The following is a 22173-nucleotide window of genomic DNA, read 5'->3' as shown; positions in this document are numbered from 1 at the left end:
CAATCCGTGAATAGGGCAGTGTCCCGATTCAATTGGACGTAGCCCCTGTCCCTTGCACATACTTTGTGCATAGACAGAGATAGGGGTCCCACACGATGAATGAAGTTGCAAGCCAGGCCGTCGATCGCGCCATTGCGTCGGCCAAGCATGTGCCCGGCGCCTTGATGCCCATACTGCACGGCATTCAGGACGCGCTGGGTTATATCCCGGCAGAAGCAGTCCCGCCCATCGCCGAAGCCTTGAACCTGTCACGTGCTGAGGTTCATGGCGTGGTGACGTACTACCACTACTTTCGCTCCGAGCCGCCCGGACGGCATGTGGTGCGGATCTGCCGCGCCGAGAGCTGTAAAGCCATGGGCTCAGACGCCCTCTGGTCGCATGCCTGCTCCCACCTGGGCAGCGACGGCCATGGGCCCACCCAAGATGGCGCCTTCACGGTTGAGCCGGTGTATTGCCTCGGCTTGTGCGCGCAGTCCCCCGCGATGACGCTGGACGACAAGGTCCATGCTCGCGTCGGGATTGAAAAGTTCGATCGCCTGGTGGCGCAAGCAGGGAGCGCCGCATGAGCATCAAGATTTACGTGCCCCGCGACTCCGCCGCACTGGCTGCGGGTGCTGATGAGGTGGCTGCAGCTATCTCTGCCGAGGCTGCAAAACGCGGTGTCGGCATTGAGCTGGTGCGCAATGGCTCCCGCGGCCTGTTCTGGCTGGAGCCCATGGTCGAGGTGCAGACCGGTGCAGGCCGCATCGCCTACGGGCCCGTGGAGGTTGAGGACGTGGCCGGCCTTTTTGACGCTGGCTTTCAGTTGGGCGGCATGCATGTGTTGCAGCTGGGCCTGACCGAAGAGATTCCGTACCTGAAAAGGCAGGAGCGCCTGACTTTCGCACGCATGGGCGTGACGGACCCGCTGTCGCTGGCCGACTACCAGGCGCACGAAGGCTATGCCGGCTTGCGCCATGCCCTGGGGCTTCCCGCCACAGAGATCGTGCAGCAGGTGCTGGACGCCGGCCTGCGCGGACGCGGCGGTGCGGCGTTTCCGGCTGGCATCAAATGGAAAACCGTGGCGGGCCTGAAAGCCAGCCAGAAATATGTGGTTTGCAACGCCGACGAAGGCGACTCAGGCACGTATTCCGACCGCATGACAATGGAGGGTGACCCCTTCGTGCTGATCGAAGGCATGACGATTGCCGCGGTGGCCACCGGCGCCACGCAGGGTTATGTCTACATCCGCTCTGAATATCCCCACGCGGTGGCGACCATGCGCGAGGCCATCACCATCGCCGAGGCGGGCGGCTTTCTGGGCGACAACATCCTCGGCTCGGGCCACAGCTTTCACCTGCATGTGCGCAAGGCTGCGGGCGCGTATGTCTGCGGCGAAGAAACCGCCATGCTGGAAAGCCTGGAAGGCAAACGCGGCATCGTGCGTGCCAAGCCGCCGATTCCTGCCATCCAGGGCCTGTTCGGCAAGCCGAGCGTGATCAACAACGTCATTACCTTTGCTTCGGTGCCCATCATCCTGTCGCGCGGCGCCACGTTTTACAAAGACTATGGTGTGGGCCGCTCCAGGGGCACCCTGCCCATCCAGCTGGCCGGCAACATCAGATTCGGCGGGCTGGTCGAAAAAGCCTTCGGCGTGACCTTGCGCGAGCTGATGTACGACTACGGTGGCGGTTCGGCCTCAGGCCGGCCCATCAAGGCGGTGCAGGTCGGCGGCCCGCTGGGCGCCTATGTGCCTGAATCGCAATGGGACACGCCGCTTGACTACGAAGCCTATGCGGCCGTGGGCGCAGTGGTGGGCCATGGCGGCATCGTGGTGCACGACGACACGGCCGACATGGCCAGCCTGGCGCGCTACGCGATGGAGTTTTGCGCGATCGAATCCTGCGGCAAGTGCACGCCGTGCCGCATCGGCTCCACCCGCGGCGTGGAAGTGATAGACCGCATCGCCAACGGCCCAGGGGAGCAGCGTCCGCAGCAAATCAAGCTGCTGCGCGATCTGTGCGACACCATGGTTCACGGCTCGCTGTGCGCCATGGGCGGCATGACGCCTTTCCCGGTGCTTTCGGCACTCGACCATTACCCGCAGGACTTCGGCATGACCGTGCCGGATCGCAAAGCCGCCTGAACCGACAGCAACGGCAGCACCCCAACAAGACGCACAGGAGACCCCCATGCTCGAACACCTCAAAGAAACCGATTACGGCACCCCCAAACGCGAGTCCACCCAGGAAGTCACGCTGGAGATCGACGGCGAAAGCGTCACGGTTCCCGCTGGCACTTCGCTCATGCGCGCCGCGGTCGATGCAGGCATCCAGGTGCCCAAGCTGTGCGCCACCGACAGTCTGGAGCCTTTTGGCTCCTGCCGCTTGTGCATGGTTGAAATTGATGGACGCAAGGGCTTTCCGGCCTCTTGCACCACACCGGCAGAAGCCGGCATGAAGGTGCGTACCCAGTCGCCGCGCCTGCAAGAGCTGCGCAAGGGCGTGATGGAGCTCTACATCTCTGATCACCCCTTGGACTGCCTGACCTGTTCGGCCAACGGCAACTGTGAGCTGCAGGACATGGCCGGCGTGACCGGGCTGCGCGAAGTACGTTACGGCATGGAGGGCGCCAACCATTTCCGCAACGAGAGCAAGCCGGCAATCGACAATTCCAACCCCTACTTCAGCTACGACGCCTCCAAATGCATTGTGTGCAACCGTTGCGTGCGCGCCTGCGAAGAAACCCAGGGTACGTTTGCACTGACCATCAGCGGCCGCGGCTTTGAGTCGCGCGTGTCGCCGGGACAAGACCAGCCCTTCATGGAATCCGAATGCGTGAGCTGCGGCGCCTGCGTCGAGGCCTGCCCCACCGCCACGCTGCAAGAAAAAACCGTCATCATGCTGGGCCAGCCCGAGCACAACAAGATCACCACCTGCGCTTACTGCGGCGTGGGTTGTGCCTTCAAGGCCGAGATGAAGGGCAATGAAGTGGTGCGCATGGTGCCGTGGAAAGACGGCAAAGCCAACGAAGGCCATGCCTGCGTCAAGGGCCGTTTTGCCTGGGGCTACGCCACCCACAAGGACCGCATCACCAAGCCCATGATCCGCAAAAACATCAGCGACCCGTGGCAGGAAGTGAGCTGGGACGAGGCCATCAACTACGCCGCGAGCGAGTTCCGCCGCATCCAGGCCGAGCACGGCAAGGATTCGATTGGCGGCATCACCTCGTCGCGCTGCACCAACGAAGAAACCTACCTGGTGCAAAAGCTGGTGCGCGCCGCTTTCGGCAACAACAATGTCGACACCTGCGCCCGCGTCTGCCACTCGCCCACCGGTTACGGACTGAGCCAGACCTATGGCACCTCCGCCGGCACACAGACCTTCAAGTCGGTTGAAAAGGCCGACGTGATCCTGATCATCGGCGCCAACCCGACCGACGGCCACCCGGTGTTTGCCTCGCGCATGAAAAAGCGCCTGCGAGAAGGCGCACGGCTGATCGTGGTGGATCCGCGCCAGATCGACATCGTGCGTTCCCCGCACGTGGAGGCTGAGTTTCACCTGCAGTTGCGACCCGGCACCAACGTGGCCATGATCTCGTCGCTGGCCCATGTGGTGGTGACGGAAGGCCTGCTGGCCGGCGACTATATTGCCGAGCGCTGCGACGAAAAGTCATTCCGCGAATGGCGCGAGTTTGTGGCCCGCCCCGACAATTCTCCTGAAGCCATGGAAGCCGTCACCGGCGTGCCCGCGGCAGACGTTCGCGCAGCCGCCCGCCTCTACGCCACAGGCGGCAATGCTGCCATTTACTACGGCCTGGGCGTGACGGAGCACGCACAGGGATCGACCATGGTCATGGGCATTGCCAACCTGGCCATGGCCACCGGCAATGTGGGCCGCGAAGGTGTGGGTGTGAACCCGCTGCGCGGCCAGAACAATGTGCAGGGCGCCTGCGACATGGGTTCTTTCCCGCATGAACTGCCGGGCTACCGCCATGTGTCCGACAGCACGGTGCGCGCCGAATTCGAAACAGCCTGGGGCGTGACGCTGAACGAAGAGCCCGGCCTGCGCATCCCGAACATGTTTGACGCGGCCGTGGCCGGCAGCTTCCTGGGCCTGTATTGCCAGGGCGAAGACATCGTGCAGTCCGACCCCGACACCCAGCACGTGGCCAAGGCCCTCACCTCGATGGAATGCATCGTGGTGCAGGACATCTTCCTGAACGAAACCGCCAAGTACGCGCATGTGTTTTTGCCTGGTTCTTCCTTCCTGGAAAAAGACGGCACCTTCACCAATGCCGAGCGGCGCATCTCGCGCGTGCGCAAGGTCATGCCGCCCAAGGCGGGGCTGGCCGACTGGGAAGTCACCGTCAAGCTGTCCAATGCGCTGGGCTATCCGATGAAGTACGTGCATCCGCGCGACATCATGGCCGAGATCGCGGCGCTGACGCCGACTTTTCGCGGCGTGACCTTTGCCAAGATCGAAAAGCACGGCAGCGTGCAGTGGCCTTGCAACGAAGACACGGCAGAGCTCGGCACCGAGTTCATGCATAAGGACAAGTTTGTGCGCGGCAAAGGCCGCTTCATCATCACGCAGTACGTCGCCACGGATGAAAAGGTCACGCGCAAATTCCCGCTGCTGCTCACCACCGGCCGCATCCTGTCGCAGTACAACGTCGGCGCCCAGACGCGCCGCACCGACAACAACCAGTGGCACAGCGAAGACCGGCTGGAGATTCATCCGCACGACGCGGAAGACCGGGGCATCAAGCCTGACGACTGGGTGGGCATTGAAAGCCGTGCCGGGCAAACGGTATTGCGTGCAGTGATCACCGAACGCATGCAGCCGGGCGTGGTCTACACCACCTTCCACTTCCCCGAATCGGGCGCCAACGTCATCACCACCGACAGCTCCGACTGGGCCACCAACTGCCCGGAATACAAGGTCACTGCGGTGCAGGTTATGCCGGTGGCGCAGCCGTCGGAATGGCAAAAATCCTACTCGCGCTTCAACAAGCAGCAACTGCAGTTGCTGGATGCGGCGTCACAACCGGCGGGCGGTCCGCTTGCCGGTGCAGCGGAGGCAGCTCATGCAGGTGGTTGAAGGTTGCCGTGAAGCCCCTGTGACGGGGGTGCGGGCACATCGCCCGTTTGACCGGTCGGACTGGGTAGCCGAAGAGGTGCCTGTGGCGCTGGAGTACAACGGCATCTCGCACGCCGTGATGCTGGCCAGCCCCTCCGACCTCGAAGACTTTGCCTTCGGCTTTTCCGTCACCGAAGGCATCGTGGACGACTACACGCAGATTCACGACATTGAACAGACCAGCAGTGAGCAAGGGGAGACGCTGCACCTGACCATTGCGGCATCGTGCTTTGCGCGTTTGAAAGACCGTCGCCGCAGCATGACCGGCCGCACCGGCTGCGGCCTGTGCGGTACGGAAAGCCTCGAGCATGCGGTGCGCCTGCCGCCGCGCGTGCAGGGCGGCGGGGAGTTTGAAGCGGGCGCCATCACCCGCGCCCTGATCAACCTGCGCGAGCAGCAATTGCTGCTCAGCGCCACCGGTGCCACCCACGCGGCCGCCTGGTGCAATGCCGAAGGCGATATCGTGGTGCTGCGCGAAGACGTCGGCAGGCACAACGCGCTGGACAAGCTGATTGGCGCGCTGCAGCGCCGCCGCATGAACGGCGTAGGGGCCGATGCGGGTTTTATCGTCGTCACCAGCCGCGCCAGCTACGAGATGGTGCACAAAACAGCCATGGCCGGCGTGACGTTGCTGGCGGCCGTGTCGGGCGTGACGGGTCTGGCGATTGATGTGGCGCAAACCGCCGGCGTGGCGCTTCTGGGTTTTGTGCGCGGGGAGGATCTTTCCGTGTACAGCCACAAGGAGCGTGTCAACCTGGAGTACATCCTGTGAACAACGACAACCTGATCCGCATGGTCAACCAGATCGGCGCATTCTTTGAAACCATGCCTGACCGCACGGAAGCCCTGCAGGAACTGGCCATGCACCTCAAGAAATTCTGGGACCCGCGGATGCGCAAGGCGCTGCTGGAGCTGATCGAGAGCCATGGCGGCGAAGGGATCAGCGACGTGGTGCGCCGTGCCGCGCTGGAGCACCGCTCCCTACTAATTTAGAAGGTTATTGAGGTTATTACAAGCGCCTTATTTGTCCGCCGTACACTGCGGGCATGTCGGATTTCCTGCTGCAGTCCCCTGAAACAGATGCCATGCTGCACCGCCCGTGCACCGCGGTCGCCGTTGTCATGCGCCGCGAGCGCATCGACAACCGCTGGCAGCCCTGGCGCTGGGAACTGGCCGACATCGTCCCCCACGAAGACGCCTTTGGCGCCGCGCCGCGCCTCTTGCTGAAAGACGAGCGCGAAGAGCGCTGGCTGCACCCCGGCTTCAAGGTCGAGCTTTTCACCGACGACGCCGAAGGCTACTACCTCAATGCCAGCACCGGGCAGCCCTGCTTCTGGGTGGTCTGGCGCATGGAAGAAGAGGCCCTGCTGGCCGATGAACCCATCGCGATTCCGCAGATCGTCACCTTGAGTTACCACGATGCCGGGCGGTGGCTGGATGCGCAGGAAACGGTGGAGCAGGTGCCCGCGCCGCCGCAGGTCGTGCAGTGGCTGCAGCAGTTTGTGGACCAGCATTACGTGCTGGAGGCCAAGCGCCGGCAGCGCCCGCAGAGCTTTAAGCCGCTGACGGACCGCTTCGGTAATCCGGCGCGGGTCAGCACGGAAAAGAAAACCGGCGGAGGCCAGCATGGCTGACGAACCGAAGGGCTTTTTGGGGCGATGGTCCCGCCGCAAGGCCGACGCTGTGATGGGCAAACCACTGGAAGAACCGGTTGTGGCTGCACCACCGGCAACGGATGCCAACGCGCCCGCCCTGCAAGTCCAGACACCCCAGGAACCGGCGCAAAAATCACCGGAAAATCCGCCGGAAAAGAAAGCGCTCACGCTGGCCGACGCCAGGCTGCTCACCAAGGATTCCGACTTCAAGCCCTTTATGGCCGGCGATGTGACGCCCGACGTGCGCAACGCGGCCATGAAGCAACTCTTTGCCGACCCGCATTTCAATGTGATGGACGGCCTGGACATCTACATCGATGACTACTCCAAGTCCGACCCCATCCCCGAGGGCATGCTGCGGCAGATGACGAGTGCGAAGTTTCTCAATCTCTTTGATGACGATGAGGACAAGGAGAAAGAGAAAAACAAAAGCAGCGCAGAGGACGCGGCAGGCGAAGACCAAGCGAAGGCTGCCGACCCGCAAGACGACCCCGTCAACCTGCCACGGGAAAGCGCCAATAACCCCACGGGCGAAACCGTGGCACAGTCCTATGAAAATCCGGACATAGCCCCGTCGCAAGCGCCAGGCGCTTTATCAACCAGCCAATCCCAGCCCGACCCGGCCGGTGCCAGCCAAGAAGACCATGCCCACACTGATTTGCGACTGCAACCAGACCATGCCGCTCCAGCCCCAGGCGCTGGGCGCGGCACTTAACGAGACCCTGACGCTGCATTCGGCGCTGTGCCGCCGCGAGGTGGGCGCCTTCCAGAAGGCCGCGCAGTCCGGCGACGATGTCGTCGTGGCCTGTACCCAGGAGAAGCGGCTGTTTGCCGAAGTGGGCGAGCAGACCCAGGGCGTCACCTCGGTGGTGAAGTTCGTCAATATCCGCGAGACCGGCGGCTGGAGCAAAGACGCCGCCGGCGCCACGCCGAAAATCGCGGCCCTGCTGGCCGCGGCCCACCTGCCGGACGCCGAACCGGTGTCCACCGTCACCTACAAAAGCGCCGGGCGCCTGCTCATCGTGGGCGCACTCGACCAGGCAGAGCAGGTGGCGGCGCTTGTGGCCGACACGCTGGACGTGACCATCTTCGCCCAGGGCGTTTCGTCCCAGGCGCAGGCCGGGTTTCCCTCGCAAGAACGCAAATATCCTGTGATCAGCGGTGAGCGGCTCGCGCTCAAAGGCTGGCTGGGTGCGTTTGAGGCCAGCTGGGACAAGACCAACGCTATCGACCTGGACCTTTGCACACGATGCAATGCCTGCGTCGCCGTGTGCCCCGAAGGCGCCATCGACCTGAGCTACCAGGTCGATGCAGCCAAATGCACATCCCACCGTGATTGCGTAGCCGTATGCAAGGTGGCCGGTGCCATTGACTTCAACCGCGCATCGCAAACACTCACGGAAGCGTTTGACCTGGTGCTCGACCTTGCTGCTAAACCCCTGGTCGCGCTGCACGCGCCACCCCAAGGCTACTTTGCCCTGAATGTATCCGCCGGCCTGGCCTCACCCGGCCTGCTGGCCACGGTGGTCAAGCTGCGCGACATGGTCGGCGAGTTTGAAAAGCCCAAATTCTTCGCCTACAAGCAAAAGCTCTGCGCCCACAGCCGCAATGAAACCGTGGGCTGCAATGCCTGCATCGACATTTGCTCGGCAGGTGCCGTTAGCAGCGAGAAAAGCAGGCAGCAGATCGTCGTCAACCCCAATCTCTGCGTGGGCTGCGGCGCCTGCACCACCGTGTGCCCGACGGGGGCGCTCACTTACGCCTACCCGCGTGCCAGTGAGCAGGGCGTGCGCATCAAGACCCTGCTGTCGGCATATGCCAAAGCCGGCGGCACGCAACCGGTGCTGCTGTTTCACAGCCAGGACAGCGGCCAGCAGGCGGTCGAGGCTCTGGGCCGCACTGCGCGGCTGCAAAAAACCGTGCGGGGCGTTCCGGCCAATGTGATCCCGCAGGCGTTGTGGCACACGGCCAGCGTGGGCCTGGATTTGTGGCTCAGCGCCATTGCCTTTGGTGCGTCCCAGGTCGCCGTGCTGGTGACGCGCGAAGAGGCGCCTGCTTACCTCGAAGGCCTGGCGGATCAAATGCGGGTCGCGCAAACTCTGCTCAATGGCCTGGGCTATGCGGGCGTTCACTTTCATCTGATGCACGCCGGCGAAGGCGCTGACGCCGTGGCCGGGCTCGATGCCAGCCTTCAGGCGCTGGCGCGAGGCCGTCCCACAGTGCCCGCCACTGCGGCGCGTTTTGCTGTGGCGCAGGAAAAGCGCAGCACGCTCGACATGGCGCTGGACCACCTCATGGGCCAGGCGCCCGCCGCCTTGCCCGAGGCGATCGCGCTGCCCGCCAAAGGCTCGCCCTTCGGCAGCCTGACCGTCAACGCCGACACCTGCACGCTGTGCCTGAGCTGCGTGAGCGCCTGCCCCGCCAGCGCACTGCAAGACAACCCGGACCGCCCCCAGCTCAAGTTCATCGAAAAAAACTGCGTGCAGTGCGGCCTGTGCGCCACCACATGCCCTGAGGATGCCATCACGCTGCAGCCGCGCCTGTTGCTCACACCGCTACGCAAAGAGGCGCGCGTGCTCAACGAGAGCCAGCCCTACCAGTGCATACGCTGCAGCAAACCCTTCGGCACGCTCAAGGCCATCGAGTCCATGCTCGGCAAGCTCGCGGGGCACGCGATGTTCCAGGGTGCGGCCGCCGACCGCCTCAAGATGTGCAGTGACTGCCGCGTCATCGACATTTATTCCGCCGACAACGAGCTCAAGATCACCGACATCCGGTGAGCCCAAAGAACCAGACGCCACCATGACGCAAGCCCAACTTACCGCCTCTACCCTGGACGAAGAAACCGCGCGGGCCGAAGTCTATGGCTTGCTGGCCGCGCTTTACTATTCGGCACCCTCCGCAGAGTTGCATGAAAACCTCCGCGTTGCCGTGACTGAGGCACCCGCCGCAGGAGGCTTGCTCGAAAGTTCGTGGGGCGAACTCGTCGCAGCCGCCCGCGCACACAGCCTGGCCGACATCACTCGCGAACACGACGCCCTGTTCGGCGGCGTCGGCAAACCCGAGGTGTACCTCTTTGGTTCGCACTACCTCAGCGGTTTCCTCAATGAGAAGCCGTTGGCGGCCTTGCGCACCGACATCGCCGCGTTAGGCCTGGCACGTGACGAGACCATGCCCGAGACCGAAGACCATGTGGCCTACCTGTGCGAAGTCATGCGCTACCTGATCGCCGGCGACGATGTCGAGGTAGCCAATTTGACACGCCAGCGAGAATTTTTCGCGCGTCATGTCCAGCCCTGGGTGCCGCTGATGTGCGATGCCATCACGGCGCATCCCAAGGCGCGTTTTTATGCCGCGCTCGCGGCCTTTACCCAGACCTTCATCAGCGTTGAGGCGCAGGGCTTCGACATGCTGGCCTGAGGGATGCATGAACTTTTTTTTTCTCAAAATGAGACAGCTTTTGAATGGCCAGCCGGCCAGAGCCGCCGAGTCTGACAATAAGATCGCCTATCGTTTTCCCTAGACTTGGACGTTGAGCGGCGCTAACCATTGTGGTGCGCAGCGCTCTGCCTTACAGTACTATGCAAACGGTTACATAGCCAGCAAGCCTTCCCCTGGAGATCACCATGCAGGACAGCCAGCCAAAACCCTCACGCAGGGGATTCTTTTTCGGCGCAGCCGCCACAGGCGCGGCAGCCGCGGCCATCGTCGCGTTGCCCGGCGCACCTGCGCTTCAAGCCGAGCTTCCAGAGCCCAAGCCGGCCCCTGAAAAAGGCGGCGGCTACAGCCTCTCGGAACACGTCAAGCGCTACTACAAGACCACCCGCATCTAGATAGCCCTGGCTTCCAGTTCCGCCCGACCGGCCCCCCCGATTTCACCTTCTACGGAGAGCTTCATGCTGCTCACGAAAAAATCTTCTGATGTCCATCCCGTGCATCGCGCGGGTTCCGCGCGCTTTGTGCAAAGCCTGTCGCGGGGCCTGTCCAATGCGCTGCCCACCATGGACCGCCGCGCCTTCCTGCGCCGCTCCGGCCTGGGTGTCGGCGTCGGCCTGGCCGCTACGCAATTAACCCTGGTCAAAAAGGCCAAGGCCGCCACACCGGGCGCTGGCGACGGCACGGGAAAGATCGAAGTCAAGCGCACCGTCTGCAGCCATTGCTCTGTCGGCTGTGCGGTCGACGCCGTAGTAGAGAACGGCGTCTGGGTCCGCCAGGAGCCGGTGTTTGATTCGCCCATCAACCTTGGGGCCCATTGCGCCAAGGGCGCTGCCCTGCGCGAGCACGGCCACGGCGAATACCGCCTGCGCTATCCGATGAAGCTGGTGAACGGAAAATACGAGCGCATCAGCTGGGACGTCGCCCTGAAGGAAATCACCGACCGCATGCTGGAGCTGCGCAAGGCCAGCGGCCCTGACTCGGTGTATGTGGTGGGGTCGTCCAAACACAACAACGAGCAGGCCTACCTGCTGCGCAAGTGGATGAGCCTGTGGGGCAGCAACAACTGCGACCACCAGGCCCGCATCTGCCACTCCACCACGGTGGCCGGCGTCGCCAACACCTGGGGCTACGGCGCCATGACCAATTCGTACAACGACATGCAAAACAGCAAGGTCGCCCTGTACATCGGCTCCAACGCGGCCGAGGCCCACCCCGTCAGCCTGCTGCACATGCTGCACGCCAAGGAAACCGGCTGCAAGATGATCGTGGTCGATCCGCGCTTTACCCGCACTGCCGCCAAGGCCGACGAATACATCCGCATCCGCTCCGGCTCCGACATCCCCTTCCTGTTCGGCATGCTGTATCACATCTTCAAGAACGGCTGGGAAGACAAGAAGTACATCAACGACCGTGTCTACGGCATGGACAAGGTCAAGGAAGACGTGCTGGCCAAATGGACGCCCGACAAGGTGGAAGAAGCCTGTGGCGTGCCCGAGGCGCGTGTCTACATGGCTGCTGAGATGATGGCCAAGAACCGGCCGTCCACCATCGTCTGGTGCATGGGCCAGACCCAGCACACCATCGGCAACGCCATGGTTCGTGCTTCGTGCATCCTGCAGCTGGCGCTGGGCAATGTCGGTGTTTCCGGCGGCGGTACCAACATCTTCCGCGGTCACGACAACGTGCAGGGCGCCACCGACGTCGGCCCCAACCCCGATTCGCTGCCCGGCTACTACGGCCTGGCCGAGGGCTCCTGGAAGCACTTCGCAAAGATCTGGGGCGTCGAGTTCGACTGGATCAAGGGGCGTTATGCCTCCGCCGCCATGATGGGAAAACCCGGCATCACGGTCTCGCGCTGGATCGACGGCGTGATGGAGAAAAACGAATTCATCGACCAGGACTCCAACCTGCGCGGCGTCTTCTTCTGGGGCCACGCGCCCAACTCACAGACGCGCGGCCTGGAAATGAAACGCGCGATGGACAAGCTGGACCTGCTGGTGGTGGTGGATCCGTATCCATCGGCCACCGCCGCCATGGCGGCCATGCCCGGCAAGGCCGAAGACCTCAACCCCAACCGCGCGGTGTATTTGCTGCCGGCCGCCACGCAGTTTGAAACCAGCGGCTCGGTGACGGCTTCCAACCGTTCCATCCAGTGGCGCGAAAAAGTGATCGAGCCGCTCTGGGAGAGCCGTACCGACCACATGATCATGCACCAGTTCGCCGAAAAGCTCGGCTTTGCCAGAGAGCTTTCCAAGAACTACAAGATGCAAAAGGTCAAGGGCATGGACGAGCCCGTGCCCGAAGACATCCTGCGCGAGATCAACAAGACCTGCTGGACCATCGGCTACACCGGCCAGAGCCCGGAGCGCCTCAAGGCGCACATGCGCAACATGCACCTGTTCGACGTCAAGACCCTCAAGTCCAAAGGCGGCGTTGACAAGGCAACCGGCTACGACACCACGGGCGATTACTTCGGCCTGCCATGGCCCTGCTACGGCACGCCCGAGATGAAACACCCGGGCTCGCCCAACCTGTATGACACCTCCAAACATGTGATGGAAGGCGGCGGTAACTTCCGCGCCAACTTCGGCGTGGAACGCGAAGGCAAAAACCTGCTGGCAGAAGACGGATCCCATTCCAAGGGTGCCGACATCCAGACCGGCTACCCCGAGTTCGACCACCTGCTGGTCAAAAAACTCGGCTGGTGGGACGAGCTGACCGATGCCGAGAAAACCGCCGCCGAAGGCAAGAACTGGAAGACCGACTCATCGGGCGGCATCATCCGCGTTGTCATGAAGAACCATGGCTGCCATCCCTTCGGCAATGCCAAGGCGCGCGCCGTGGTCTGGAACTTCCCCGACGCCATTCCGCAGCACCGCGAGCCGCTTTACGGCAACCGGGCCGACCTCATGGCCAAGTACCCGACGCACGACGACAAGAAAGCCTTCTGGCGCCTGCCCACGCTGTACAAAACCATCCAGCAAAAGAACATCGCCGACAAGGTGCATGAGAAATTCCCGTTGGTCATGACCTCCGGTCGGCTGGTGGAATATGAAGGCGGCGGCGAAGAAACCCGCTCCAACCCCTGGCTGGCCGAACTGCAGCAGGAGATGTTCATCGAGATCAACCCCAAGGTCGCAGCCGAAAAAGGCATACGCAACGGCGAACGCGCCTGGGTCAGCACCCCCACCGGCGCACGCCTCAATGTGCAGGCCCTGGTGACCGAGCGCGTGGGGCCTGACACCGTGTTCATGCCTTTCCACTTCTCGGGCCGCTGGCAAGGCGCCGACATGCTGGCGTACTACCCGAATGGCGCGGCACCGGTTGTGCGCGGCGAGGCAATCAACACGGCAACAACATACGGCTACGACAGCGTCACGATGATGCAAGAAACAAAAACGACGGTCTGCAACGTCGAAAGGGCATAAACATGACCCCCACGCTTTTCACTTCGTGTAATGCGCTGCCCCCCGAGGGGGCCGCTGCGCCTGCGGCCCGGCAAAGCCGGTTCCGCGGCCCCTGCTTGGGCAGAGCCCCGCGCAAGCTTCCGATCAAACGGTTTTCTCTGGAGACGTCATGGCACGCATGAAATTTGTTTGTGATGCGGAGCGCTGCATCGAATGCAACGGCTGCGTCACCGCCTGCAAAAACGAAAACGAAGTCCCGTGGGGTGTGAACCGCCGCCGCGTGGTCACACTCAACGACGGTGTTCCCGGCGAGAAATCCATCTCGGTGGCCTGCATGCACTGTAGCGACGCCCCCTGCATGGCCGTCTGCCCTGTCAACTGCTTTTACCGCACCGACGAAGGCGTGGTCCTGCATGACAAGGACGTCTGCATTGGCTGTGGCTACTGCTCCTACGCCTGCCCGTTCGGCGCACCGCAGTTCCCGGCTGCCGGCACCTTTGGCGTGCGCGGCAAGATGGACAAGTGCACCTTCTGCGCCGGCGGCCCTGAAGTCAACGGCAGCCAGGCCGAGTTTGAAAAGTACGGCCGCAACCGCCTGGCCGAAGGCAAGCTGCCGGCCTGCGCCGAAATGTGCTCAACCAAGGCCCTGCTCGCCGGCGACGGTGATGTGGTCGCCGACATCTTCCGCAACCGTGTGGTGCAACGCGGCAAGGGCGCCGAAGTCTGGGGCTGGGGCACGGCCTACGGATCCAAACAGGCCGGTCAGCCGCCCGCAGGAGCCAAATCATGATGCGCCTTCTTGTCTGGACCCTCTCCTTGTCGGCTTTGTCGGCCTGCGGCGAAAAACCGCAAACCCTGGGCAGCGGTGTGAAAAGCGACGGCGCCGCCTACCAGGGCGTGCAAACCCAGTTTGCGGCGCCAGGCTGGAAGGCCGGCGACAAGACCAGCTGGGAGCAAGGCCTGAAGGCCCGCGCGCAGAACAGCCAGAACGAGTACAACAAGATCGGTAGCTCGAAATAGTGACCGGAGGCCTTATGTATCGTGCGCGAACAGCTATATTTTTCATAGCGGCCAGCCTGGCGGGACTTGCCTGCGCGCAGGCGCCTGCGGCTCCGCCGGCCACCGCCGCGCCTGCTACCGCTCCCGCCGCCACCGGCGGCATCCAGGGCCAGAACATCTTTGAGGTCAAGCCCGAGGCCAGCGCCGACCCCAACTACGCCAAGCAGACCAATGGTGAACGCGCAAAAGTGCAACCGGGCAACAACGCGCCCATGTGGCGCCAGGTGGGCGAGGGCGTCACCGGCTACAGCAGCCTGCCCAAGAGCGAAGCGCCCGAAGCCGGCAACCTGATTCAGCCCTTTGTGCAGTACCCCGGCTCACGCCTGACCAACGCCGGCGAAGCCTGGCGACAGGTGCGCAACAACTGGATCATTCCCTATGGGGGCTCGCTGTTCCTGATCGTGCTGTTGGCCATCGCGATTTTTTACTTCAGCAAGGGTTCGATCAAAATCCACGGCGTCGACACCGGCCGCAAGATCGAACGATTCACGCCGTTTGAGCGTGCCGCGCATTGGTCCAACGCGATCGCGTTCTGCATCCTGGCCATCTCAGGTCTGGTCATGGCGTTTGGCAAATTCTTTCTGCTGCCCGTGATCGGTGGCGCGCTCTTCGGCTGGCTGACCTGGACCCTCAAGACCATGCACAACTTTGCCGGCCCGCTGTTCGCGGTGTCGCTGGTGATCGTGTTCCTGACCTTCCTGCGCGACAACTGGCCGCAAAAGGGCGATCTGCACTGGCTGGCCAAAGGCGGTGGCCTGATCACGGGCGGCGAAGAACCGCCTTCGAACCGTTTCAACGCCGGCGAAAAACTCATCTTCTGGGGCGGCGTGTTCTTCCTGGGCATCGTGGTGGTGTCGTCGGGCTTTGTGCTCGACAAGCTGCTGCCCGGCCTGATCTATGAGCGCTCGACGATGCAGGTCGCACACATGGTGCACGCCGTGGCCACCGTGCTCATGATGTGTTTGTTCCTCGGCCATATCTACCTCGGCACCATCGGCATGCAGGGCGCCTACAAGGCCATGCGTACAGGTTACGTCGATGAGACCTGGGCCCGTGAGCACCACGAATACTGGTATGACGATGTCAAAGCCGGGAACATTCCGGCCCAACGCAGCAAGCCTGTTGACCCGCCCGGCCAGACGGCGCAGGCATAAGCCCCGAAGAGTTGTAGTGAGGAATCCCATGAAAAAAATTCTGATCATGAGCTTGCTGGCCGCCGCATCGGCCGCGTCGCTGGCCAAACTGCCCGCCCTGAGCGACGAAGCCAAGGCCAAGGCCGCAGAAGCGGCCGCCAAGACCGCCTGGACCGGCAAGCTGGAGGCCTACCAGCTGTGCAAATCGCAAGACAAGGTCGCCGCCAGCTATTACAAAACGGCCAAGGCCACCGGCAAAGAGACCAAACCGCCGACGCCTGCACCTGCTTGCGCGGACCCCGGCCCCTTCGCCTACACCCCGCCTGCAGCAAAGCCGATCGAAGCGGCCGGCGCGCATTCACCCGCAGGCAACGCTACCAGCCCGCCCAGTACCAAGCAGCCCGATGCGGTTGGAAACCCCGCCAAGAAGTCTTGAGCCATCCTGCTGAGTCGTTTCGTTTCCCAAAAAGCCGACCCCGCGAGGGGCCGGCTTTTTTGTTGTAGTCTTCCCTCATGCCCGCCTCGACACCCCCTCTTTCACGTCCGCAAAGCCTGCCCCGGCTGACCAACGCCCAGGCGCCCCTGACCTGCGAGGTTGATGCCGTCAATGAATATGGCGAGGCGCACAAGGTCGCCATCCCCGCCGAGCGCGCCCTCACGGTGTATGTCGACAAGCGCGAGCTTGTGACGCTCATGACATTGGGCGCTCACCCCGAGTTGCTGGTGCTCGGCTACCTGCGCAACCAGCGGCTGGTCAAGGATGTGACCGATATCGAGTCCATCACCGTCGACTGGGACGTGGGCGCGGCTGCCGTCAAGACACACCACGGCATTGAAGACATTGAAGAGAAAACCTCGCGCCGTGTGGTCACCACGGGTTGCGGGCAGGGCAGTGTGTTTGGCGGCCTGATGGACGAAGTCGACAGCATCGTGCTGCCCGCTGATGCACGTATTACCCAGGCCCAGTTGTATTCCCTCGTCAACACCATACGACTCAAGGAAACGACGTACAAATCCGCCGGCTCGGTGCATGCGTGTGCATTGTTTGCGATGACGGCGGGCGACCCTGAAATGCTGCTCTTCGTGGAAGACGTGGGCCGCCACAACGCCATAGACACCATCGCTGGCTGGATGTCCATGCAAGACAGCCCATCGGTGAATGAGGCGAACAAAGTTTTCTACACCACAGGCCGCCTCACCAGCGAAATGGTCATCAAGTCCGCGCAGATGGGGGTGCCCATTGTGGTCTCGCGCAGCGGCATCACGCAGATGGGCCATCAGGTCGCGCAGTCAGTCGGCCTGTGCGCGATTGGCCGCGCCACCAACAAGCGTTTTGTCTGTTATGCCAACCCGCAGCGGCTCAAGCTGCAGCCAGAACTGGCTGGCCCCCGCCCTCGCAATGTGGGCGCTGAGCCCTGAATCTGCCGTGGCATGATGCCGCCATGCACGACGCCCACGTCCAACACACCTCGCCTGGCATCCCGGAACCCTTGCTGAGCCCGGTGGACTGCGGCCGTCCTGATACCTCTGGCCGGCTGAGCACACTGCGCTGGATACTGGAGGGAGTTCGTGCTGCGTTTTTCCTATCTGTCCGCGTGGCGGGGAAAACGCCGACGCCATTGCAGGTGATGGGCATTGTGATGCTGGCCGCAACCATGGAAGTTGCGTTGATGCGGCTGGAAATTGCAGGCCCCGCGGTGTTTAACCTGCAGGCCTGGTTGTCGACATGGTGGACGATCGGGTTGGGCGTTGGCCTGGCGTGGTGGGCTTTTCCTGCTTCGGCAGTTGTGCCTGCCCCTGAAGCGGACGAGCCGGTTCCCGGTGACCAACCGCCTCGCGGTGTGGCGGCCTTTTTCGCGCTGTGGCTGGCAGCGGGGCTGCCCAATGTGCTGCTCGCCCAGGGCGTGGTTGCTGCGATTGCGCACGGCTGGATCAAGGCGGCGGTGTTTTCCGCTCCCTGGTTTTACTGGGCGTTGTATGCGGCGGTGACAGCCTGGGCGCTTGGCGTGAGCCTTTTCCTCTTCGTGCGTTTCGCCGGATGGACCTGGCGGACTGCCGTATTTGCGCTGGTCCTGCTGGCAACCACAGGCGTGTCCGCCTGGCAATTCGAGGTGCGTACCTGGGGGGCGGACTACGCGAGCCAGGCCCCTGAAGACAGCCGGCCCCGCCTGCAGCTGAGCCAGCAGGTTTTTGAAGAGCAGCAGGCGCTGATGGAAAAGACGATGGCCGCCATCGAGCCGCAGCGCCGCGGTATCACCGACGTCTACGGCCTGGTGTTTGCCCCTTATGCCGCAGAAGATGTGTTCCTGCGGGAAAGCACCATGGTCAGCCGTGTGCTTGCCGAGCGCTTCGATGCCGAAGGCCGCGTGATGCACCTGGTCAACCATGCCAGCACCGTGCAAACCCATCCCTGGGCCACCACGCTGAATTTGCAGCGCGCCATCGACGCGCTGGCCCAGCGCATGGATCGCGACAACGACGTGCTGGTGGTCTACATGACTTCGCACGGCGCCAGCGACTTCAAGCTGGCCGCCTCCCACTGGCCGCTGCAGGTACCGCCGCTCAGTCCCGGCGAGCTGCGCGAGGCGCTCGACAACGCCGGCATCCGCCACCGCGTGATCGCGATATCGGCCTGCTATTCCGGCGGCTGGATCGACACCCTGGCCAGCGATACCACCCTGGTCATGACGGCGGCCGACGCCACCCATACCTCTTACGGTTGTGGGCGCCTGTCCGAACTCACGTTCTTCGGCCGTGCCATGTTTGACGAGCAGCTGCGCAAGACACATTCTTTTGAGCAGGCTTTTTCCCGTGCCGTTCCGGTGATCAAGCAGCGCGAAATCGACGCCGGCAAGGACGACGGCTTTTCCAACCCGCAGATCAGGGCGGGAACCGGCATCGGGCCCGTGCTGCGCGCGCTGGAGCAGCGGCTGGATGCCTTGCCGGGCGCTCCGGTTTCGGCTCCAGCTCCAGCCCCGGTGGTGGCGGGACCCGGCTTCAAGACGTCTCCGTAACCCTGCACTAAATCCTTTGCAAAACCCGGCCATGATGCCGGGATGCGGACTTTGCGTTATGGTCTGCGCATGAACACCCTTTTCCTCAAGCTCGGCTGGAAAACCCTGTTGCGTGACCTGCGCGCCGGCGAGCTGCGCCTCCTGATCGTCGCGGTGACCCTGGCGGTTGCTGCGCTCACCGCGGTCGGTTTTTTTGCCGATCGCCTCAAGGGCGGCCTGCAACGCGATGCCCGTCAGCTGCTGGGCGGCGACGCCGTGATCCGCAGTGACGGCATCACACCGGAAGCCTTCATAGCCAAGGCGCAGGCGCTGGGCCTGAAGGCGATCTCCACCGTCACCTTTCCCACCATGGGCCGCGCCACCGACGCGGACGGCGGCGCCAGCAAGCTGGTGGCTTTCAAGGGGGTGCCGGAAGGTTATCCGCTGCGCGGCAGCATGAAAATCGCCGACAGCCTGGAAGGCCCCGGCGAGGACACGCGGGAAGTGCCGGCTCCCGGCACGGCCTGGGCCGACGCCTCGCTGCTCGATGCGCTGGGCCTCAAGCTCGGCCAGGCCCTGTTGATGGGCGACGCCAGCTTCAAGGTCACCCGCGTCATCGTGCAGGAGCCCGACCGCGGCGCCGGGTTCATCAGCTTTTCTCCCCGCGTGATGATCAACCAGGCCGACGTGGCCGCCACCAACCTGATCCAGCCCGCCAGCCGCACCAATTACCGCTTTGCCGTGGCCGGCGACGACAAGGCCGTCAAGGCCTATGTGAAGTGGGCCGCCGACGAGATCAAGAAACCCGGCGCGGAGTCGGGCATCCGCGGCGTGCGATTGGAGTCGCTCGAATCGGGCAGCCCCGAGATGCGGCAGACGCTGGACCGCGCGGAAAAATTCCTCAACCTGGTGGCCTTGCTGGCGGCCTTGCTGAGCGCGGTGGCGGTGGCCATCGTCGCGCGCGGTTTCGCCACCAAGCACCTGGACGACTGCGCCATGCTGCGCGTGCTGGGCCAGCCCCAGCGCACTATTGCCCTGGCCTACACCTTTGAGTTTGTCGTGGCCGGCATGCTGGCCAGCGCCCTTGGCGTGGCGCTGGGTTTCGCCGTGCATTACGCCTTTGTGCTGCTGCTGGCCGGGCTGGTTGAAACCGCGTTGCCGGCGGCCACCTGGTGGCCCGTCGTGTTCGGCATGGGCATGGGCCTGACGCTGCTGCTGGCCTTTGGCCTGCCGCCGGTGCTGCAGCTGGCGCAGGTGCCACCGCTGCGCGTCATCCGCCGCGACGTCGGCAACCTCAAACCCGCGTCAATGGCGGTGCTGGGCGTGGGTGTGGCCGGCTTTGCGGCCCTGCTGGTCGCCGCCAGCAGTGATTTGAAGCTGGGCCTGATTGCCGTCGGCGGTTTTGCCGGCGCGGTGCTGGTGTTTGCCGCGGCCAGTTTTGCCGCCGTCAAGCTGCTGCGCACCAGCGTCAACGAAGTTACCGCCCCGCGCTGGCTGGTGCTGGCCACGCGGCAGCTGTCCGCCCGGCCCATGTATGCCGTGGTGCAGACCAGCGCCCTTGCGGTCGGCCTGCTGGCCCTGATGCTGCTGGTGCTGCTGCGCACAGACCTCATCAGCAGCTGGCGCAAGGCGACGCCGCCCGATGCGCCCAACCGTTTTGTCATCAACGTGCAGCCGGAGCAGGGCGAGGCTTTCCAGAAAGCGCTGCGCGACGGCGGCGTGAAGAAGTTCGACTGGTACCCCATGATCCGCGGCCGCCTGGTGGCGGTGAACGGCAAGGCCGTCACGCCCGACGACTTTGAAGACGACCGCGCCAAGCGCCTGGTGGACCGCGAATTCAATTTGTCCAACAGTGCCGAGATGCCCGGTCACAACCAGGTCACCGGCGGGCGCTGGACGGGCGGCGAAAAAGACGCCGTGAGCGTGGAAGAAGGCCTGGCCAAAACACTGGGCCTCAAGCTAGGCGACTCACTGCGGTTTGACATCGGCGGCCAGCTCAGTGAAGCGAAGATCACCAGCCTGCGCAAGGTCGACTGGGGCTCCATGCGCGTCAATTTCTTTGTGATGTACCCGGTGGCGCAGCTCCCGGCCGATGTGCCTGTGTCCTTCATCAGCGCTTTTCGCGCACCCGAGCCGCCAGCCGCCGTGCCTGGCCAGCCGCATGCCCAGAGTTTTGACAACACGCTGGTCAGGGCATTTCCCAACATTACCAATGTCGACATGAGCAGCACCCTGGCGCAGGTGCAGCGCGTGCTCGACCAGGTGATACGCGCGGTGGAATTTTTGTTCGGCTTCACGCTGGCCGCGGGCCTGGTCGTGCTCTTCGCCGCCATCACTGCCACGCGTGAAGAGCGCGCCCGTGAATTCGCCATCATGCGGGCCGTGGGTGCGCGTGCTTCGCTGCTGCGGCAGGTGCAGCGGGCTGAATTGGCGGGCGTTGGTTTGCTGGCTGGCTTTCTGGCTTCCATCGTTGCGCTGGCGGTGGGCTGGGGTTTGGCTCGCTTTGTGTTTGACTTCAGCTGGACTGGTTCGTGGACGGTGCCTTTGGTGGGCAGCCTGGCGGGGGCTTTGCTGGCACTGGCGGCGGGGTGGTGGGGGTTGAGGTCGGTTTTGAATACGCCAGTGGTGGAGACTTTGCGGAAGGCGCAATAACGGCTCTTCCAATTCCCCTCTTTGCTGAGGCTGGGTTGATTTTCAGGACGTGTTTTTTGCTGAGGGTTGCTGGCCGGGGGTAGCCCGGCAGCTACTCACTTTTCTTTTGCTTCGCCAAAAGAAAAGTAAGCAAAAGAAAAGGCGACCCTGCTGTCTGCGACCCTACGCTTCGCTACGGGCAACCTGCGGTGCTCGGTCCAGGCGGGGTCTCGCTCGAACTCGCCTTCGGCTCAGACAATCGCGATCCCTGATCCGCCTGACCCTGCGCTCCTCGGCGCAGACAGAAGGGGTGGGGAGAAGAAATACCCAACAGCCGAAGACAGAACCCGGAATACCAGAAGAAACCAGGACTCGCCCTGGCGAGTCTTGGTTGGTATTTGTCTTTGGTATTCGGTCCCCGTTCCCGATTGGCCCTTGTGGATGCGCCGAGGAGCGGAGGTCCAGACGGACCAGGGCAAAAACTTGTTTGAGCGAAGCGAGTTGTTTTTGACCCCGGCTGGACCGAGCACCGCAGGTTGCCCGCAGCGAAGCGTAGGGACGCAGGAACCAGGGTCGCCTTTTCTTTGGTGACTTTCTTTTGGCGAAGCAAAAGAAAGTTACTTGCATGCCGGGCAACCCCCGGCCAGCAGAACTCATCAACGACCACACCCCATCGAATCAGCAGCAACCCAAAAAAGCCCCTCTCAACCAACCCCAAACCCCAACATTCGATAATC

The 22173-nt window shown here is 63.4% G+C and carries 18 protein-coding genes; all 18 read left to right on the top strand.

All coding sequences use genetic code 11. The features are described from left to right. Positions 1-95 precede the first annotated feature (95 nt). The 18 genes from AC1DZE_RS10185 (at position 96) to AC1DZE_RS10100 (ending at position 21457) form a co-directional block, all read left to right on the top strand. Positions 96-566 (top strand): formate dehydrogenase subunit gamma, encoded by a 471-nt coding sequence (locus AC1DZE_RS10185; protein WP_477700003.1) that lies wholly within the window; start codon positions 96-98, stop codon positions 564-566. Beyond that, positions 563-2125 carry a formate dehydrogenase beta subunit gene (locus AC1DZE_RS10180; RefSeq protein WP_477673491.1) on the top strand — a complete coding sequence of 521 codons (1563 nt, stop codon included), beginning with the start codon at positions 563-565 and terminating at the stop codon, positions 2123-2125. The genes AC1DZE_RS10185 and AC1DZE_RS10180 overlap by 4 nt, the downstream gene beginning before the upstream one ends. Positions 2126-2171: 46 nt before the next feature. Next, entirely contained in the window at positions 2172-5081 is a 2910-nt protein-coding gene (gene fdhF / locus AC1DZE_RS10175; RefSeq protein ID WP_477669780.1) for a formate dehydrogenase subunit alpha, read from the top strand. Beyond that, the gene (gene fdhD, locus AC1DZE_RS10170; protein WP_477669779.1) at positions 5068-5892 is read left to right on the top strand and encodes a formate dehydrogenase accessory sulfurtransferase FdhD; all 825 of its coding nucleotides are present in this window, start codon (positions 5068-5070) and stop codon (positions 5890-5892) included. Before fdhF ends, fdhD begins: the two co-directional genes overlap by 14 nt. Further along, positions 5889-6113 carry a formate dehydrogenase subunit delta gene (locus AC1DZE_RS10165; RefSeq protein WP_477669778.1) on the top strand — a complete coding sequence of 75 codons (225 nt, stop codon included), beginning with the start codon at positions 5889-5891 and terminating at the stop codon, positions 6111-6113. The genes fdhD and AC1DZE_RS10165 overlap by 4 nt, the downstream gene beginning before the upstream one ends. Positions 6114-6205: 92 nt before the next feature. Then, positions 6206-6754, top strand: a complete 549-nt coding sequence (locus AC1DZE_RS10160; protein WP_477672651.1) for a DUF3305 domain-containing protein — start codon at positions 6206-6208, stop codon at positions 6752-6754. Continuing rightward, positions 6747-7490, top strand: a complete 744-nt coding sequence (locus AC1DZE_RS10155; RefSeq protein ID WP_477672650.1) for a DUF3306 domain-containing protein — start codon at positions 6747-6749, stop codon at positions 7488-7490. The genes AC1DZE_RS10160 and AC1DZE_RS10155 overlap by 8 nt, the downstream gene beginning before the upstream one ends. Continuing rightward, positions 7420-9555, top strand: a complete 2136-nt coding sequence (locus tag AC1DZE_RS10150; protein WP_477700002.1) for a 4Fe-4S binding protein — start codon at positions 7420-7422, stop codon at positions 9553-9555. Before AC1DZE_RS10155 ends, AC1DZE_RS10150 begins: the two co-directional genes overlap by 71 nt. Before the next feature lie 22 nt (positions 9556-9577). Continuing rightward, complete coding sequence (locus tag AC1DZE_RS10145; protein ID WP_477669774.1) at positions 9578-10195, top strand: TorD/DmsD family molecular chaperone; 618 nt, start codon at positions 9578-9580, stop codon at positions 10193-10195. A 206-nt stretch (positions 10196-10401) separates the two neighbouring features. Then, complete coding sequence (locus AC1DZE_RS10140) at positions 10402-10608, top strand: formate dehydrogenase (RefSeq protein ID WP_457279600.1); 207 nt, start codon at positions 10402-10404, stop codon at positions 10606-10608. 63 nt (positions 10609-10671) lie between these two features. Further along, the gene (locus tag AC1DZE_RS10135) at positions 10672-13641 is read left to right on the top strand and encodes a formate dehydrogenase subunit alpha (RefSeq protein WP_477669773.1); all 2970 of its coding nucleotides are present in this window, start codon (positions 10672-10674) and stop codon (positions 13639-13641) included. 148 nt (positions 13642-13789) lie between these two features. Then, the gene (fdh3B, locus tag AC1DZE_RS10130; RefSeq protein WP_477648455.1) at positions 13790-14410 is read left to right on the top strand and encodes a formate dehydrogenase FDH3 subunit beta; all 621 of its coding nucleotides are present in this window, start codon (positions 13790-13792) and stop codon (positions 14408-14410) included. Then, a complete protein-coding gene (locus tag AC1DZE_RS10125) occupies positions 14407-14640 on the top strand; it encodes a hypothetical protein (protein ID WP_477669772.1) in 234 nt (77 codons plus the stop codon). Before fdh3B ends, AC1DZE_RS10125 begins: the two co-directional genes overlap by 4 nt. A 14-nt stretch (positions 14641-14654) precedes the next feature. Next, on the top strand, positions 14655-15833 hold the full coding sequence (locus AC1DZE_RS10120) for a formate dehydrogenase subunit gamma (RefSeq protein WP_477669771.1): 1179 nt from the start codon (positions 14655-14657) through the stop codon (positions 15831-15833). A gap of 28 nt (positions 15834-15861) precedes the next feature. Continuing rightward, complete coding sequence (locus tag AC1DZE_RS10115; protein ID WP_457279595.1) at positions 15862-16248, top strand: hypothetical protein; 387 nt, start codon at positions 15862-15864, stop codon at positions 16246-16248. A 77-nt stretch (positions 16249-16325) separates the two neighbouring features. Next, positions 16326-17231, top strand: coding sequence for a formate dehydrogenase accessory sulfurtransferase FdhD (locus tag AC1DZE_RS10110; RefSeq protein WP_477669770.1), 906 nt, complete (start codon positions 16326-16328; stop codon positions 17229-17231). A 23-nt stretch (positions 17232-17254) separates the two neighbouring features. After that, positions 17255-18826, top strand: a complete 1572-nt coding sequence (locus AC1DZE_RS10105) for a C13 family peptidase (RefSeq protein WP_477700001.1) — start codon at positions 17255-17257, stop codon at positions 18824-18826. A gap of 69 nt (positions 18827-18895) precedes the next feature. Next, entirely contained in the window at positions 18896-21457 is a 2562-nt protein-coding gene (locus AC1DZE_RS10100) for an ABC transporter permease (RefSeq protein WP_477700000.1), read from the top strand. The last annotated feature ends 716 nt before the right edge of the window (positions 21458-22173 follow it).

It is taken from the genome of Polaromonas sp. P1_F1 (genome assembly GCF_056405795.1).
Note: the sequence above shows the minus strand (reverse complement) of the source record. Positions and strands in the feature narration are given on the sequence as shown.